This window comes from Sphingopyxis sp. 22461 (genome assembly GCF_052044915.1).
Lineage (GTDB): Bacteria > Pseudomonadota > Alphaproteobacteria > Sphingomonadales > Sphingomonadaceae > Sphingopyxis.
Window position 1 is genome coordinate 1 of the sequence record NZ_JBQENY010000001.1, and the last position, 17,024, is coordinate 17,024.

At 65.1% G+C, this 17,024-nt stretch carries 14 protein-coding genes; 6 read left to right on the forward strand and 8 right to left on the reverse strand.

What is annotated here, in order from left to right:
* A partial coding sequence (locus ACTJI5_RS00005) for a hypothetical protein (protein ID WP_440858991.1) occupies positions 1–270 on the reverse strand: 270 nt, incomplete at its 3' end.
* A gap of 244 nt (positions 271–514) precedes the next feature.
* Between ACTJI5_RS00005 and ACTJI5_RS00010 the strand changes: the two genes are divergently transcribed.
* Positions 515–865, forward strand: a complete 351-nt coding sequence (locus ACTJI5_RS00010; RefSeq protein ID WP_439512029.1) for a UrcA family protein — start codon at positions 515–517, stop codon at positions 863–865.
* A 67-nt stretch (positions 866–932) separates the two neighbouring features.
* On the opposite strand, the gene ACTJI5_RS00015 is transcribed toward ACTJI5_RS00010, so the two are convergent.
* From ACTJI5_RS00015 to ACTJI5_RS00035, 5 genes are all read right to left on the reverse strand, one after another.
* Positions 933–1,664, reverse strand: a complete 732-nt coding sequence (locus ACTJI5_RS00015; RefSeq protein ID WP_056374183.1) for a LytR/AlgR family response regulator transcription factor — start codon at positions 1,662–1,664, stop codon at positions 933–935.
* Between the two features lie 266 nt (positions 1,665–1,930).
* Positions 1,931–3,103, reverse strand: a complete 1,173-nt coding sequence (locus tag ACTJI5_RS00020; protein WP_058538233.1) for a sensor histidine kinase — start codon at positions 3,101–3,103, stop codon at positions 1,931–1,933.
* A gap of 95 nt (positions 3,104–3,198) precedes the next feature.
* Positions 3,199–4,656 (reverse strand): MATE family efflux transporter, encoded by a 1,458-nt coding sequence (locus ACTJI5_RS00025; RefSeq protein WP_440858992.1) that lies wholly within the window; start codon positions 4,654–4,656, stop codon positions 3,199–3,201.
* Entirely contained in the window at positions 4,653–7,484 is a 2,832-nt protein-coding gene (locus ACTJI5_RS00030) for a valine--tRNA ligase (RefSeq protein ID WP_440858993.1), read from the reverse strand. The genes ACTJI5_RS00025 and ACTJI5_RS00030 overlap by 4 nt, the downstream gene beginning before the upstream one ends.
* A 169-nt stretch (positions 7,485–7,653) precedes the next feature.
* Positions 7,654–9,720, reverse strand: a complete 2,067-nt coding sequence (locus tag ACTJI5_RS00035; RefSeq protein ID WP_440858994.1) for a prolyl oligopeptidase family serine peptidase — start codon at positions 9,718–9,720, stop codon at positions 7,654–7,656.
* Between the two features lie 162 nt (positions 9,721–9,882).
* Between ACTJI5_RS00035 and ACTJI5_RS00040 the strand changes: the two genes are divergently transcribed.
* Positions 9,883–10,644 carry an HPP family protein gene (locus tag ACTJI5_RS00040; protein ID WP_310253163.1) on the forward strand — a complete coding sequence of 254 codons (762 nt, stop codon included), beginning with the start codon at positions 9,883–9,885 and terminating at the stop codon, positions 10,642–10,644.
* Here the strand turns inward: ACTJI5_RS00040 and ACTJI5_RS00045 are convergent.
* Together ACTJI5_RS00045 and ypfJ are read right to left on the reverse strand one after the other, a co-directional pair.
* Entirely contained in the window at positions 10,641–11,924 is a 1,284-nt protein-coding gene (locus ACTJI5_RS00045; protein ID WP_440858995.1) for an amidohydrolase family protein, read from the reverse strand. The two genes, ACTJI5_RS00040 and ACTJI5_RS00045, sit on opposite strands and share 4 nt — an antisense overlap.
* Entirely contained in the window at positions 11,897–12,808 is a 912-nt protein-coding gene (gene ypfJ, locus ACTJI5_RS00050; RefSeq protein WP_440858996.1) for a KPN_02809 family neutral zinc metallopeptidase, read from the reverse strand. Before ypfJ ends, ACTJI5_RS00045 begins: the two co-directional genes overlap by 28 nt.
* A gap of 151 nt (positions 12,809–12,959) precedes the next feature.
* Here ypfJ and ACTJI5_RS00055 point away from each other — a divergent pair, with 151 nt between their 5' ends.
* The 4 genes from ACTJI5_RS00055 to ACTJI5_RS00070 all read left to right on the forward strand — a co-directional run bounded on the left by ACTJI5_RS00055 (position 12,960) and on the right by ACTJI5_RS00070 (position 16,992).
* Entirely contained in the window at positions 12,960–14,117 is a 1,158-nt protein-coding gene (locus ACTJI5_RS00055; protein WP_440858997.1) for a patatin-like phospholipase family protein, read from the forward strand.
* 39 nt (positions 14,118–14,156) lie between these two features.
* The gene (locus ACTJI5_RS00060) at positions 14,157–14,942 is read left to right on the forward strand and encodes a 3-hydroxybutyrate dehydrogenase (protein ID WP_440858998.1); all 786 of its coding nucleotides are present in this window, start codon (positions 14,157–14,159) and stop codon (positions 14,940–14,942) included.
* Between the two features lie 104 nt (positions 14,943–15,046).
* On the forward strand, positions 15,047–15,658 hold the full coding sequence (locus ACTJI5_RS00065; RefSeq protein ID WP_310253172.1) for a DUF4893 domain-containing protein: 612 nt from the start codon (positions 15,047–15,049) through the stop codon (positions 15,656–15,658).
* A 20-nt stretch (positions 15,659–15,678) separates the two neighbouring features.
* A complete protein-coding gene (locus tag ACTJI5_RS00070) occupies positions 15,679–16,992 on the forward strand; it encodes an amidohydrolase (RefSeq protein WP_310253174.1) in 1,314 nt (437 codons plus the stop codon).
* Positions 16,993–17,024 lie beyond the last annotated feature (32 nt).

Below are 17,024 nucleotides of genomic sequence, written 5' to 3' on the forward strand. Positions count from 1 at the left end.
GCGATGCGCCCGCAGCCGCATCGCGACGCCGTAGCTGTCCGCGCAGTCGAGGCACGGCGCGGCCCCGCTGCCCTGCGGCGCCAGCGCGTCCGGATTGGCGCTGAGGTTCGAATAGGATACGGGCTCGCCGGTTCCGCGGCCCAATCGCGTCCCGACGGCCATTTCGCCCAGCAAAGCCCCGCCGGTCACCCCGGCGAGCGCGAGCGCCCACCAACGGAACAGGCGCGCACCCGTGCGGCGACTCGCAGCGAAAGATAATTTCCTCGCCATCGGTCAATTTGGCCATGAACATGCGCCGGATGCAAGCCCGGCGCCATGATATTGCCCCGCAGCCGGCCATTCGTCGACGGATCGACGCGCTTCGTCTGTCAATCGAGCGGCTGTCCGCCCCGATCGATCCAAAGGCGATTCTCATGACGTCCAGGGGGTATCACCCCTTTGCGGGATATCGGAAGACGGTCTCCCCGGTCCGCCAACCGGTATCCCGCATCCTTTTTGAAGAGAGGACTCCCCCATGGCGAAATTTTCTTTCCTGCTGGCAGCGCCGGTTGCGCTGGCCGGTTTTGCGGTTCCGGCCGCGGCCGAAGACGATGGCGAGCGGCATACCGTCGTCGTGCGTTACGATGACCTGAACCTGTCGAGCGCCGACGGCCGCGAGCGGCTGAACGCCCGCGTCAAATTTGCCGTTCAGAAAGTGTGCGGCACCCGTCTGCACTACCGGCAGGGCCTTCGCGAACGTGCCGTTGCCAATCGCTGCGAGGACAGCGCGATGGCTGACGCCGATGTGAAACTGGCCGGCCTGTTCAACGGCGAAAGCGCCCGCCTGGCCGATCGCGGCCGGATTGTCGTCGCCGCCGCGCCCTGACCAACCCCGCCGTATGTTTGTCCCGAAAGGCGGTCATGCCCTTGCGGCATGGCCGCTTTTTTTTTGTTCAGGCGTGCATGATAGCCTTTACATCGTGGAGATAGGTGCGTCCGATGCGGTGGACGCCGCCTTCGCCCAGGTCGACGCTCCACGCGCCGTCGCCATGGTGCTTCAATCCGACGATGCCTTCGCGGCGGATCATTTTCGACCGGTGGATGCGCATGAACTGATCGGGGTTCATGCGCGCTTCCAGCGATTTGATCGTCTGATGGATCAGCCAGCTGCGGCCGCCGACATGCAGGCGCATATAGTCGCGCTCGGCCTCGATCAAATCGACCTGTCCGGCATCGATGCGCAGCATCTCGCCGCGGTTCTGGACCCAGAATTCATTGATCCATCTGCTTTTTTGCGCCGGCGCGCGCTCGGTCGCGCGCCATTCGCGCACGCGCGACAGCGCGCGGGCGAGGCGGTCGGGCGACACGGGCTTGAGCAGATAATCGACCGCGGCAACGTCGAACGCCGCCACCGCATAACGATCGAAGGCGGTAACGAAGACGACCGCGGGTGGGTTGTCGAGCCCCTCGATCGCCGCGGCGACCTCCAGCCCGTTGAGATCGGGCATCGCGATATCGCAGAGCACGAGGTCGGGCGCGAGGGCATCGACCATGCGGAGCGCCGAGGCGCCGTCGCTCGCGGTGCCGACGAGCGATACGCCGTCCTGCTGCCCGGTCAGGATCTGCAATCGTTCGATCGCCAGCGGTTCGTCATCGACGATCAGGGTGCGAAGAGTCTGGATCATAAGGGTCAGGCCCCACTAATTGCACGTTCGAGGCGTCGAAATGGCGAAGATATCGGGTCCGGGTGGACGCAGCGGGTAGCATCGCTACCCGCAAGGCCGCGCGGGCTCGAGATCGAAGCCATTTCGACGTCCCTTCGGGATTTGACCGATTTTGTCCAGTGCCTCGTCGACAAGTCTTGAAATATCGACATATTACTGCGCCTTGCCTCCTCACACTGAACAAAATCGCTTCAAACCTCGATCGCGCAATTAGTAGAGCCTGACCCTTAGCAAGCCTCCCGAGCTAATGGCAGCCACAGCGATACGACAAAGCCGCCGTTGTCCGAAGGACCCCATTCGCATCCCGCGGTGGGACCATAACGGGTCAGCAGGCGTTCGCGCACATTGCCGAGGCCGAGGCCGGTTCCCGAGGCGGGGGCGGGTGCCTTCGGATCGATGTCGTTTTCGATGCGCAGCACCAGCAGGCCGTATTCGGCGCTGGCGGTGAGGCGGACCGCGATCTTCCCCTTGCTTGGTGCGACGCCATATTTGATCGCATTCTCGATGATCGGTTGCAGGATCAGCACGGGAACGCAGGCGTTTTCCAGCTCTTTCGGCATGGCGACTTCCACCTGCAGGCGATCGGGGAAGCGGGTCTGCTCGATGTCGAGATAGAGCCGCTGGAGCGCAATTTCCTCGTCGAGACTGACGAGCTGCTCGGGATCGACCGCGAGGCTCGATCGCAGGAAGGACGCGAGATTCATGATCATCGTCTCGGCCTCGCTTTTCGATCCCTTGAGCACGAGGGTCGACAGCGAATTGAGCGTGTTGAACAGGAAGTGCGGATTGACCTGGTAATGCAGCGCGCGGAGCTGCGCGGTCTGTGCCTCCATTCGGAAATGGTTGGCGCGGCGTTCGAGAGCGCGCATCTCGTTGGCATAGCCGAACGCGACATAGAGCGCGGCCCAGACGGCAAAGAAGAAATACCAGCGGATCGAGCTGTCGAGGATCAGCATCGTTTCCCACGCGACCGAATATTTCGACTGCATTTCCTCGACGATCTTGGCGCTGTCGGAAACCGGAAACCAATAATAGAAAACCATCAGATTGACCGTGGCATAGATGATCACGAGGGGGACCGCGGCGCCGAAGGCGGCCGCCAGCCGGGCGCCGAAACTCTGCGGTTGAGCGCGCTGGAGCAGTTGATAAAGGACAAAGGTGCACAAGATACCGGCGACGACGACGATCGCGCGGCGGCCGGCCGACGGCCATTGCTCGGGCACGCCGGTCAGCATCGCGAGCACCGAGGTGATCAGGAAATAGATCGCCCACATCGCGATGATCGATCCGATCGCGACCCGGGGGTTCACGCGGGCGTCGGAGGCGCGCCAGTCGGGCGCCGCCGCCAACATTTTCGCGCGCTGATCGCGCAGCGCATCCTTGCGGTTTGAGATATTCATTATGCTGGCTTTAGCGCCAAATGCCGATCGATGGCTAGCGGGCACCGGACCGCCAGTCGAAGCTGCGCGCACCTTGGTCGAAAGGCGAAGGCCGGTCAGCCCGCCGGTTGCGGCAGTGCGCGGCGCCAGTTGCCGCGCCGGTAAATCGCCCACGCCATCGCCAGCGAGGCGAGCGACGAGAGCGGAAAGCTCCACCAGAGGATGTCGCTGCCGACCGCCGGATAACCGAAATAATAGATGCCAAGGCGGATCGGGAACATCGACAGGAACAGGATGACGAGCGGCGGCACGACCGAGCCATTGGCGCGCAGCGTGCTGATCAGCACGATCGTCGTGCCGAAGGGCAGGAAGGTCCAGGTCGCGATCAGCTGGATATTGCGCGCGACGTCGATCGCGGGGCTTTCGCTGCCGAGGAAGAGCGCGAGCGCGGCGCGGTCGAAAGCCAGGAGCAGGGCGATCAGGACGCCGGTCATCGCAAGATTGATCGCGATGCCGCTGTTGGTCACCGATGCGACGCGATCCCAGCGCCCGGCGCCGATATTCTGTGCCGCCATCGAACTGACCGCCGCACCGACCGCGAGCGCGGGCATCTGGATATAATTCCACAGCTGGAGCGTCGCACCATAGGCGGCGGCGGTGACCAGTCCCTCGCGATTGACGAGCCCGACCATGACGAGCCCGGCGCCCGAGATCACGAGCATCTGCGCGCCCATCGGCAGGCCGCGGCCGATAATGAAGCGCAGCTCGGACCATTTGGGAAGCAGGTAGGACAGCTCATGCCCGCGCAGGCGCAGCACGTGGTTCTTGGCGTAGAACCAGCCGATCATGCCCGCGAGACTGATCGTCCCTGCGATCGCGGTCGCGAGCGCACTTCCCGCAATGCCAAGGCGCGGGAAGGGGCCGAGGCCGAGGATTAGGACGGGGTTGAAGACGATGTCGAGCACGACCGCGAGGATCATGAACCGCAGCGGCGTCACCGCGTCGCCCGCGCCGCGCGAGGCCATCATCAGCGTCACCGACAGCATCGAAGCGGGAACCGCGAGGAAGGTGACGCGCAGATAATCATGCGCCAGCGCAAAGGCTTCGGGCGGGGTTTCGAGCCAGCGCAATATCTGGTCCGACGCGAACCAGCCGACAATCGCGATGACGACCGAGAAGATGAGCGCGAGGCCGATCACGCCGCCTGTCGCGCGGCGCGCGGCGTCGATATCGCCGCGCCCCATCGACTGGCCGATCAGCACCGTGGCTGCCATGCCGAAACCGAAGAAGGCGCCGAACATCAGGAACATGATGATGTTCGCATTGGCGGTTGCGGCGAGCGCGCTTTCGCCGAGGAACTGCCCGACCCAGATCGCGTTCACCGAGCCGGATAGTGTCTGGAGGATGTTCGACGCGAGCGTCGGCAGCGCGAAGAGGATCAGCGTCTTGGTGATCGGCCCGCTGGTCAGGTCCATTCGCCCGTCGCGCGCGGTCTGGCGCGGCGGGATCGGCCCTGCGGCGGGGTCGGCCGCCGCGGCGACCGGGGTCGGCGTGACGGGCGCCTCTTCGCTCAACCCAGCCGCGCCAATGCGGCGGTCAGGCGGTCGGCCTCGGCCTCCTTGGCGGCGTGGTCGGCGCGCGCCTTTTCGACCGCTTCGGGCTTGGCGCGTTCGACGAACGACGGATTGTTCAGCCGCCCGGCGAGGCCGTCGCGTTCCTTCGCCGCGGCGGCGAGCGCTTTGGTCAGCCGGTCGCGTTCGGCGGCGATGTCGATCACGCCTTCGAGCGGGACGGTGATCGTCTCGCCCTCGACGACGAGCTGCGCCGATGCGCCCGCGGGCGCGGGATCGAAGCTGATCGCTTCGAGGCGCGCGAGGCGATCGAGTTGCGCCGCGAGCTTGTCGGTGCGGCCCTTGAGCGACGCCGGGAAATGCGCGGTCAGCCGCGCGCCGGGGGGCAGGCCGAGTTCGGCTTTTGCGGTACGCAGTTCGCTAACCAGCTTGATGAGCCAGTCGATGTCGGCGCTGGCATCGGCATCGCGTGCCGCGCTCGGCGCGGGCCACTTCGCGGTGATGAGCGGATAGTCGGCGCGGTCGCCGAGGCCGGTCCACAGCTCTTCGGTGATGAAGGGCATGAAGGGGTGGAGCATGACGAGGATCTGGTCGAGCACCCAGCCGGCAACGGCCTTCGTCTCGTCGTCGATCGCGCCCTTGATCAGTTCGAGATACCAGTCGCAGAAGCGGTCCCAGGCAAAGCTGTAGATCGCGTTCGCCGCCTCGTCGAAGCGATAGGCGGCGAAGGCCGTGTCCATCGCGGCGACGGTCGCGGCGACCTCGCCGATGATCCAGCGGTTGACCGGCAGCGTCGCGGCGGGCGCCTCGAAGCTGGTCGACGCCGAAATGCCATTGGCTTCGCAGAAGCGCGCGGCGTTCCAGAGCTTGGTCGCGAAGTTGCGATAGCCCGCGAGACGCGCGTCATCCATCTTGATGTCGCGGCCCTGGCTTTCCATCGCCGACATGAAGAAGCGGAGGGCATCGGCGCCATATTGGTCGATCAATCCGAGCGGGTCGACGACATTGCCTTTCGACTTCGACATCTTCGCGCCATCGGGCGCGCGGACGAGGCCGTGAAGATAGAGCGTCTTCCACGGAACGTCAGACATGAACTCCATGCCCTGCATCGCCATGCGCGCATCCCAGAAGAAGAGGATGTCGAAGCCCGAGACGAGGACGTCGTTGGGGTAGTGGCGCTTCAGAAGCTCAGTGTCCTCGGGCCAGCCGAGCGTGGCGAAGGGCCAGAGTGCCGAGGAAAACCAGGTGTCGAGGACGTCTTCGTCGCGCCAGATGCAGGCCCGTGCGGGATGCTCAGAGTCCGACGTCAAAATTTCATCGAAAGCGTCTTCCGGAGATTTGCCAACGAACACATCAGCTTGATAGTATTTGGCGGCGGCGGCCAACGCCTGCTCTTCGGTCTCCGCGACGAATATCTCGTAGTCGCCTTGGAAGGATGCGCCTCCCTTCCCTTTAATCGCGACGCTGATACGACCGTCATCGTCCCGTTTCGGCCCATACCACGCCGGAATCCGGTGCCCCCACCAGAGCTGGCGTGAGACGCACCAAGGCTGGATATTCTCCATCCAGTTGAAGAAGGTCTTTTCCCACGTCTTGGGTACGATGTTGATGCGCCCGTCGCGCACGGCCGCCATCGGCGGCTGCGCCAGCGTTTCGGCGTCGACATACCATTGGTCGGTCAGCCACGGTTCGATCACCACACCGCCGCGGTCGCCGAACGGGGTCTGGATCGTGCGCGGTTCGAAGTCATGTTCGCCGCCGTCCTTGTCGACATGCGCGATCAGGAAGCCGGCTTCCTTCATCCGCGTCACGACCAGTTCGCGCGCGCCGTCCTTGCCGTCGCGCTTGAAGCGATGGAGGCCGAGATATTCGGCGGGGATCAGCCCGTCGGCGGTCTGGATGACGTTCGCATCGCCATCGAGCATGTTGAGCATCTCGCCGGCCTTGAAACCCGCGCGCTTGCCAACGTCGAAGTCGTTGAAGTCGTGCCCCGGGGTGATCTTCACCGCGCCCGACCCCAGCTCGGGGTCGGCATGTTCGTCGGCGACGACCTTGAAGCGGCGGCCGGTGATCGGCTGGAGGATGTCCTTGCCGATCACGCTCTTGTAGCGCGCATCGTTGGGATGCACCGCGACCGCCATATCGGCGAGCATCGTTTCGGGGCGCGTCGTCGCGACCACGATATAGTCGCGGCCATCATCGAGCGTCACGCCGTCGGCGAGCGGATATTTGAAGTGCCAGAAGCCGCCCTGAATCTCATGCGTCTCGACCTCGAGGTCCGAAATCGCGGTCTTGAGCTTCGGGTCCCAGTTCACGAGGCGCTTGTCGCGGTAGATCAGCCCCTTTTTGTGCAGGTCGACGAACACCTTGACCACGGCCCGCGTGAAATGCGGGTCCATCGTGAACTGCTCGCGGCTCCAGTCCATCGAGCAGCCGAGGCGGCGGAGCTGGCCGGTGATCTGACCGCCGCTTTCGGCTTTCCACTGCCACACCTTGTCGATGAAATCTTCGCGGCTGTAATTGGTGCGCTTGTCCTGCCGCTCTTCCATCTGGCGCTCGACCACCATCTGCGTCGCGATGCCGGCATGATCCATGCCGACGACCCACAGCGCGTCCTTGCCGCGCAAGCGTTCGTAGCGGACGAGCACGTCCTGCAACGTGTTGTCGAGCGCGTGGCCGATGTGGAGCGCGCCGGTGACGTTCGGCGGCGGGTTGACGATCGTGAAGGGTGTCGCATCGGGACGCGCGGGGCGAAACAGCCCGCGGCTTTCCCATTCATGGGCCCATTTCGCCTCGATAGCGGCGGGATCGAACGTTTTTTCCATCGGCATAGCCGGGCGCCTTTGCCAGCCGGGGCGCGAGGCGGCAAGGGGGTGATCGCTTAAACACTCCCTATCTCTCGTCATGCCGGGCTTGATCCGGGGTCCCGCTTTTCCGTCTTGGAAGGAAAAAGCGGGACCCCGGATCAAGTCCGGGGTGACGAGGTAAGGAGAGGCTGACCTACTTCTTCAGATGGCTGCCCAACCAATTGAACACCGTCTGGTGCCACTGGACGCTGTTCGCGCCCTTCAGCACCCAGTGGTTTTCGTCGGGGAAGACGAGCAGCTGCGACGGAATATTCCGGCGCTGAAGCGCGGTGAACGCCGCGAGACCCTGGCTGTAGGGAATGCGGAAATCCTTCTCGCTGGTGATCACCAGCATCGGGGTTTTCCACTTGGTCACATGGTTGACCGGGTTCCACTTTTCGGGGTCGGTGCGTTCCCACCACGGGCCGCCATGGTCCCATTCGTCGAACCAGAGTTCCTCGGTCTCGAACGCCATCGCGCGCAGATCGAACACGCCGTCGTGCTGGACGAGGCATTTGAAGCCGTCGGTCCACTGACCCGCGATCCAGTTCATCATATAGCCGCCATAGGAGGCGCCGAGCGCGCAGGCGTTGGTGATGTCGAGCTGTGCGTCCTGCTTGCCCGCCGCGGCGAGGCCGAGCTTCAGATCCTCGAGCGGCTTGCCGCCCCAATCCTTGTTGATGCTGTCGGTGAACGCCTGACCGTAACCCGTCGAGCCGTGGAAATCGACCGTGACGACGCCATAGCCCTGCTGCGCGAAGACGCGCGGGTTCCAGCGTGTCGACCAGCTGTTGCCGAAGCTCGACTGCGGGCCGCCGTGGACGATGAACGCGACCGGCAATTTCTGAACCGGGCTGACTGGCTTGACGATCATCCCCCACACCTTGTCGCCGTTCGCGCCCGCGAACTGGACGCGGTCGAGTTCGACCGCGTCATACTCGGCGAGGCGCGCGGCGTTGACCGCGGTGAGCTGCTTCACCTTGCCCTTGGCATCGCGGACGAACAGGTCGGTCGGCGCCAGCGCGCTGTTGCGCGAATAGAGGAGGGCGCCGCCGGGAAGCGGCGCAACATCGCCGATATTGCCGTCGAAGGCCTCGTTCGACGCCTTGAGCTTCTCGACCTTGCCGCTCGCGGCATCGACGCGGAAAACGGGGTGGTCGAGCGTGTCCTGCGCGGTGACATAAAGCGACTTGCCGTCGGGCGCCCACGCGATCGAGCCGACCGAACGGTCCCACGCATCGGTGAGTTTTTTCGTCGCGCCGCTTTCGAGATTGCGCAGCATCAGCACCTGCCGGTCGGCCTCATACCCCGGCCGTGCCATCGCGGCATAGGCAAGCCATTTGCCGTCGGGCGAGGGGGTGGGGAGGGTGTCGGTGGCCTGATTGTCCTGCGTCAAATTGGTCGGCATCATCCGGCTGTCGACCAGCCAGCTGTAGATATCGAGATTGGTCGACATCGGCTCGTTTCGGTCGGCCTTGCGCAGCGTGAAGAAGACGGTGCGGCTGTCGGCGCCCCACGCGAGTTCCTCGCCGCCGCCGAACGGCTTCGACGGGCTGTCGCCGATCAGGCCCGCGTCGACCGGGCGCGCCGCGCTGGCCTTGCCGCCTGCGAGGTTGAAAACGAACGGGCGGCTATAGGTACCGGGGGTTTCCCACTCGTCCCAGTGGCGGACGAAGCCCGCGCCATCTTTGTACAGACGGCCGCTGCCGGGGCCAGAGAGCGCGCCCTTGTCCTTGGCGTCGCAGCCGAAATCGGTGCATTCCTTCGCGATATCGCCCCACGCGAGCAGTTTCGCCGCGTCGGGCGATATCTTGAAGCCCGACACGTCGGCCTGGGTGTCGGTCACCTGCGTCGCCGCGGCGCCCGCCTTGGGATCGATCCGCCATACCTGGCTTTTGCCCGAAGCGTTCGAGAGGAAATAGAGAATGCCATCCTTGTCGAAGGCGGGCGCGGTTTCATTCTTGCCCGCGGTGTCGGCGATTTGGGCAGGCTTTGCGTCCTTCGCATTGCGGTCGACGAGCCACAGCCCGGTCGAACGCTTGTACGTCGCACCCTCGGTCTCGGTCATCTGGAACACGACCCATCGCCCATCGGGCGATGCGGTCGGCGCGGCGACGCGCTTCAAGGTCGCAAGGTCGACCTCGGTCATCGGCCGGGCGAAAGCGGGGGTGGAAAGAGCGGCGGCGAGCGCGATCGCGCTGGACAGGATGTGGTTTCGCATGAAAGCGGTTTAGCGATGCGCCGCGCGGGTTCAAGGACGAACCGACCGCGCTCGCCTCGATTTCCCGCTGCCGCTGAAAATCGGGGCTTGGCGATAATAAATCAAACCTCTCTGGCGCCGCCGCGTCCGATGCGCCATCGGGCCGCGTTCAAGGAGATATCTGTGGCGAAGCCGGATTCGAGTCGGATTTTTTTACCGCTGCTGGCGGGCGCGAGCCTGCGCGACCGGGTGGTCGCCAGCGTGGGCGCGCTCGTGGGGATCAGCTTTGCCGGCCTGATCTGCGCGGCGATGTTCCCTGTCACGATGCCGTGGATCATCGCACCGATCGGCGCGTCGGCGGTGCTGCTGTTCGCCGTGCCCGCGAGCCCGCTCGCCCAGCCCTGGTCGATCGTCGGCGGCAACGTCATTTCGGGCATTTTCGGCGTGGTCGTGGCACAGGCGATCGGCGAGCCCGCCTTCGCTGCCGCGCTGGCGGTCTCGACCGCCATCTTGATGATGTCGCTCGCGCGCTGCCTGCATCCTCCGGGCGGCGCGGTCGCGCTCAGCGCGGTGCTCGGCTGGCAGAGCTTTTCGGGACATGTCGCCGATTTCCTTGTGCCCGTGCTCATCAATTCGCTGATCCTCGTGGGCGTCGGCATGCTGTTCCACCGTTTTTCGGGGCACAGCTATCCGCACCGCGCACGGCCCGTCGACGGGAAGGCGGTGCCGCAGGAGCCGGTCGGGCTGTTGATGGACGACATCGATGGGGCGCTCGCCGATCTGGGCGAAACGTTCGATATCAGCCGCGAAGATCTCGCCTTGCTGCTGGCGCGCGCCGAGGCGCACGCCGCGGAGCGCGTCGCCAAGGCGCAGCTTGCCCTGGCGGGCAGCAAGCTTGCGGCGGAAAAAGCGAAAAAGCGGAAGCCCGAAAAGGTCGGTTCCTAACGGACGATCGCGCCGCCCTTCATCACATGGTCGATCTTTTCGAGCACGGTGATGTCGGCGAGCGGATCGGCCTTCACCGCGATGAAATCGGCATAGCGGCCGGGCAGGATCGCGCCGACATCGCCGCGCCCCATTTCCTCTGCCGCGCGCCCGGTCGCGGACTGGATCGCCTGCATCGGCGTCATCCCATATTTGACCATGTTGCGGAACTGGCGCGCGTTGAGCCCGTGCGGATAGACGCCCGCGTCGGTCGCATAACCGATATTGACGCCCAGCTCGACCGCGCGGCGGAAAGCGGCGCGCTGCGCGTCGGTGGTCTCGCGGTTCTTGCGCAGATATTCCTCGGGCCAGCCCTCTTTCGTGCCGACCTCGTCGATATAGGTGCCGTTGTAGATGTCCATCGCGAGCCAGGTTCCGCGCTTTTTTGCAAGCTGCAGCGTCGCCTCATCGGCCAGGCTCGCATGTTCGATGCTGTCGACCCCGGCGTTGATCGCATTCTGGATGCCGATCGCACCATGCGCGTGCGCGGTGACCCTCTTGCCGCGGGCATGCGCGACCTTCACGACCGCGCGCAGCTGCTCGACGGTCATTTCGGGCGCGCCGGGTTCGGTGCCGATCGCGAGCACCGCACCGGTCGCGATCGTCTTGATGAAGTCGGCGCCATGGTCGAGCAGATACGTCGTCTTCGCCGCGGCTTCCTCCGGCGTCGCCGCGACGCCGAGGCGCATGTCGGGGGGCAGCTGTTCGTTCGGGACGACGCCGTTCAGTTCGCCGCCGCCCTTCGGGATGGTGAGATAGGCGCCTGCGACCCACATGCGCGGCCCCGGCACGTCGCCGCGCTCGATCGCATTGCGCAGCGTCACGTCGGTCAGGCCGCGATAGGTGCCGACGTCGCGCACGCTCGTAAAACCCGCGCCCAGCGTCACGCGCGCGTTGCGCGCGCCGACGAGCGCGGTTTCGGCGGGCGATGCCTTCATTGGTGCGGCAAGGTCGGCGCTCTGGCCGAGATCGGCGAGATGGGTGTGGAGATCGATCAGGCCGGGCAGGACGGTAAAGCCCGACCAGTCGACGACCCTCGCGCCATCGGGCGCCTTTCCGCACGCGCCGACCGCCTTGATGCGCTCGGCCTCGACGGTGATGCACTGGCCGGTACGGACCTCGTCCGAGACGCCGTCGATCAGCCGCCCGGTCTGGACATAGAGGGTTTCGGCCGATGCTGGCGCTGCGGCGAGTGCCGCCGCGAGCGCTGCGATCAGCCGGCCGTGCCGAACGCGTCGCACTGGCGCGGATCCCCCGATTGCAGGCCGCGGCGCAGCCAGCTCATGCGCTGTTCGCTCGTGCCGTGGGTAAAGCTTTCGGGCACCGGCCGCTGCCCCGCCGAGCGCATCAGCGTGTCGTCGCCGATCGCGTTCGCGGCGCGCATCGCTTCTTCCATGTCGCCCTCTTCCATGACCGGCTGGCCCGCGCTGTTCTTTGCGCGCGCGGCCCAGACGCCGGCGTAGCAATCGGCCTGAAGCTCCATGCGAACCTGCAGCGCATTGCCTTCGGCCTGCGAGGCGCGCTGTTGCGCGCGGCGGACTTGATCCGAAATGCCGCTGATCGTCTGGATATGATGGCCGACCTCGTGCGCGATCACATAGGCTTGTGCCGCGTCGCCCGCGGCGCCGAATTTCTGTTCGAGTTCGCGGAAGAAGCTGGTGTCGAGATAGACGCCCTGGTCGGCGGGACAATAGAAGGGGCCCATCGCCGAGCTTGCGGCGCCGCAGCCCGAATTGCGCGTCGATTGTTCATAGAAATTGAGCGTCGGCTTGCGATAGCCGGTGATCAGACCCTCCCAAACCGTATGCGTCGATCCGAATACGTTGCAGGCAAAGCGTTCGCTCGCGGTATCGCAGGCGACATTGGCGCCGCTACGGCTGTCCACGGCCGGATCGGCGGTGCCGCCGCCGCCGCTGAGCATATTGGCGCCGGGACCGAGAAGGAAGAAAGCGGCCGCACCGATCAGCAGGATCGTGCCGCAACCCATCTTGCGCCCGAGCAGCATCGGCAGAAATCCGATGAGAAGCCCGCCGAGACCGCCGCCCCCACCGCCGCCGAAACCGCCGCCGCTACCGCGGCCCAGGTCGCGGATGTCGTCACCGGGATCATAGTCGTCGAGGCGCATGGGGCTTCTCCACCGGTAAATGGTCGTCTCGGCGCGAGTGTTACAGCAGCGCCGGGCAATTGGAAGGGGCTTCGCATATAATCGAGCCATTGCAATAGGCTGTGTTGCGGTGCACAAATTGGCCCCGCTCAATCAAGGATCCCCCGAGTCCATGCCACGCCGTGCCGCCCGCGCCGCGCTTCCGCTTCCCGACCTCGTCGTGCTTGTCCTGCAGGGCGGCGGCGCGCTCGGCGCGTTTCAGGCGGGGGTGTATGAGGCGCTGATCGATCTCGGCATCGAGCTCGACTGGGTAGCGGGGATTTCGATCGGCGCGGTCAATGCCGCGATCATCGCAGGGAACGAACGCGATCAGGCCGTCGGCAAGATGCGCGAATTCTGGGAAGGCGTGTCGTCGGCGCTGCCCTCGCTGCCGACGGTCGACAGCGACTGGGCGCGCGAGTGGACGCATATGGCGGCGGCGGGGCAGGTCGCGGCGTTCGGCGTCCCCGGCTTCTTTACCCCGCGCTTCCCGCCGCCCGCCTTTGCCGCGCGGCAGACGCCCGAAGCGGTCAGTTTCTACGATACCGCGCCGCTGGCCCAGACACTCGACCGGCTGGTCGACTGGGACCGGGTGAACAACGGCAAGGTGCGGCTGTCGGTCGGCGCAGTTGCGGTAGAGACGGGCAATTTCCGCTATTTCGACACGAAGCTCGAAACGCTCGATGCGCGGCATATCCTCGCCTCGGGCGCGCTGCCGCCGGGGCTCCCGCCGGTCGAGATCGACGGGACATGGTATTGGGACGGCGGGCTCGTGTCGAACACGCCGCTCGAACATGTCGTCGAGTCGGCGAACGAGGATATGCTGGTGTTTCAGGTCGACCTGTTCCCCGCGCGCGGGGATCGCCCGCACGACATGGAAGAAGCCTGGTCGCGCGAAAAGGACATCCGCTTTTCCAGCCGGACGCGCCGCATTTCGGACGGACTGGTGCGGCGGCGCAAGGAACACCGGCTGATCGACCGGATGCTGCAGAAATTGCCGCCCGAGTTCGCCGACCTGTCCGAGGTCAAGGCGGTGCGCAAGATGGTCGACTGCAAGGCGCTCAACGTCGTCCAGTTGATCCACGAACCGCCGTCATGGCAGACCGGCGCGCGCGATTTCGAATTTTCGCGCTCGACGATGGAGGTCAATTGGGCGCTCGGCCGCGATGCGGTCGAAGCCGCGATGAAAGACGGTCACCTGCTCGCCGAAAGCATCGCCGAAGGGCGGTCGGACAGTTTCGCGGTGCAATCGAACGCATTGCGACCAAAGGCCGAGCCTGACGTTTCCTAGGGTTCGGACCCTTACTCTCTCCACCGAAAGGACTATCTTATGCGCCTCACAGGAAAGACCGCCCTCGTCACCGGATCGACGTCCGGGATCGGACTCGGGATTGCGAAGGCATTCGCGGCCGAAGGCGCGAACATCATCATCAACGGGTTCGGCGAAGCCGACGCGATCGAAACCGAACGCAAGGGGCTGGAAGCGATCAGCGGCGGGAAGGCCGCCTATGACGGTGCCGACCTGACGAAGCCCGAACAGATCGAAGACATGTTCAAACGCGCCGACAAGGATTTCGGCGGGGTCGACATTCTCGTCAACAATGCGGGCATGCAGTTCGTCGCACCGGTCGAGGATTTCCCGGTCGAGAAATGGGACATGATCATCGCGCTCAACCTGACCGCCGCGTTCCACACGATCCGCCACGCCGTCCCCGTCATGCGCAAGAAGAAATGGGGGCGGATCATCGCCACGGCGTCGGCGCACTCGCTCGTCGCCTCGCCATTCAAATCGGCCTATGTCACCGCGAAGCACGGGCTTGCGGGCCTCACCAAGACCGTCGCGCTCGAAGTCGCCGACGCCGGCATCACCGTGAATTGCATCAGCCCGGGCTATGTCTGGACTCCGCTCGTCGAAAACCAGATTCCCGACACGATGAAGGCGCGCGGCATGACGCGCGAACAGGTCATCAACGATGTGCTGCTGGCGGGCCAGCCGACGAAGCAGTTCGTGACCGTCGAGCAGGTCGCGGCGATCGCATCCTTCCTGACCCGCGACGAGGCCGCCAACATCACCGGCGCGAACCTCAGCGTCGACGGCGGCTGGACGGCCGCCTGATCGGCTGCGCCCTTGAGCTATTTCCTTCGCCCTCCTAAGGTTAACGCAACCGGACCGGGGAGTGACGGAGAATGAGGGGTCGTACCAATTTGATTTTAGCCCTGATGATGGGCTTGACTGTCAGCGCCTGTCGAACGGTGCCGCCAGTGCCGCCGTCGGCCGCCGATGCTCCGGCGGAGACGGGCACATGGCGCGGCACCGCGACAACGCAGGACAAGGAGCGCATTCGCAGCTGGTACAGCAGCTGGCAGGCGGCACTGGCCGATGCCCGCGCGAAAGGCTTTGGCGCCGACATCGACCGCGAAGGCGTGCTGCTGCAACCGATGGCGGCATTGCCCAATCCGCATCTGCCCGCCGGCGATTACCGGTGCCGGACGGTCAAGGTCGGGGCGCAGGCGCGCCGCGATCTCGCCTATATCGGCTATGGCTGGTTCCGGTGCCGCGTCGCGCCCGAACAGGGACTGTCGAGCCTGACCAAGATCTCGGGGTCGCAGCGGCCCGTCGGCCTGATCTTTCCCGACAATCTGAAGCGCCAGATTTTTCTCGGCACGCTCGAACTCGGCGACGAGAAGATGGCGGTCAATTACGGCAGCGACCGGATGCGCGACATGGCGGGGCTGATCGAGCGGATCGGCGACAATCGCTGGCGGCTCGTGCTGCCCGCACCGGCCTATGAATCCTTACTCGACGTGATCGAACTGGTCCCGGCGAGCTAAAAGACAACAGGGGAAACAGCATGCGAATTTTGTGGACGAGCGCAGCCGCGCTGGCTCTTGCTGCGCCCGCCGCGGCGCAAACGCTCGGCGGCGAGGTCGAAAAGCAGATGCCGTCGCTGATGGCGATCTACAAGGATTTGCACGCCAATCCCGAGCTCAGTTTCATGGAAGTCCGATCGGCGGGCATCCTCGCCGCCGAGGCGCGCAAGCTCGGCTTCAAGGTCACCGAAAAGGTCGGCGGTACCGGCATCGTCGCGGTGATGGAAAATGGCCCCGGGCCGGTTGTGCTGGTACGCGCCGACATGGATGGCCTGCCGGTCACCGAGCAGACGGGGCTGCCCGGCGCGTCGAAGATACGCGTGACCACCAAAGAGGGCGTCGAAACCGGCGTGATGCATGCCTGCGGACATGACACACATATGACCGCATGGGTCGGCGTCGCGCGGCTGATGGCCGCGAACAAGGCCAAATGGTCGGGTACGCTGGTGATGATCGGCCAGCCCGCCGAAGAGCGCGGCGCGGGTGCGCGGATGATGCTCGCCGACGGACTCTATACGCGCTTTCCCAAGCCGGAGTATGTGCTGGCGTTCCACGACGCCGCACAGTTCCCGGCAGGCAAGATCGGCTACACGCCGGGCTATGCGCTCGCCAATGTCGACAGCGTCGACATCACGGTGAAGGGCGTCGGCGGACACGGCGCCTATCCGCAGACAACCAAGGATCCGATCGTGCTCGCGAGCCGCATCGTCGGTGCGCTCCAGACGCTCGTCTCGCGCGAGATCAGTCCGCTCGACAGCGCGGTGGTGACCGTCGGCAGCTTCCATGCCGGGGCGAAGCATAATATTATTTCGGACGAAGCGAAGCTCCAGCTCACCGTTCGCAGCTATAGCGACGAAGTGCGCGATCATCTTCTCGACGGCATCGCGCGCATCGCGAAGGGCGAGGCGATCGCCGCGGGGATGCCCGACGACAAGATGCCCGTCGTGAGCGTCGACAAGAATGAATATACGCCCTCGACCTTCAACACCCCCGAATTCACCGAAGAGATGGCGGCGTATCTGAAAACGAGCTTCGGCGCCGATCGCGTCGTCCAGATGCCTCCGGTGATGGGCGGCGAGGATTTCAGCCGCTTCGGGCGCGAGGACAAGAGCATCAAAAGTCTGATCGTCTGGGTCGGCGGGGTGCCGCAGGCCGAATATGACGCGGCGAAGAAGGAAGGGCGGACCTTGCCGAGCCTTCATTCGCCCTTCTGGGCGCCCGATGCGCCCGCGGTGATTTCGACCGCGACCGAGGCGCTGACCGCGATGACGATGAAGCTGATGGCGAAGGGTTAAGAGACACCGAACCCGGCGGGGGCACCAACTCG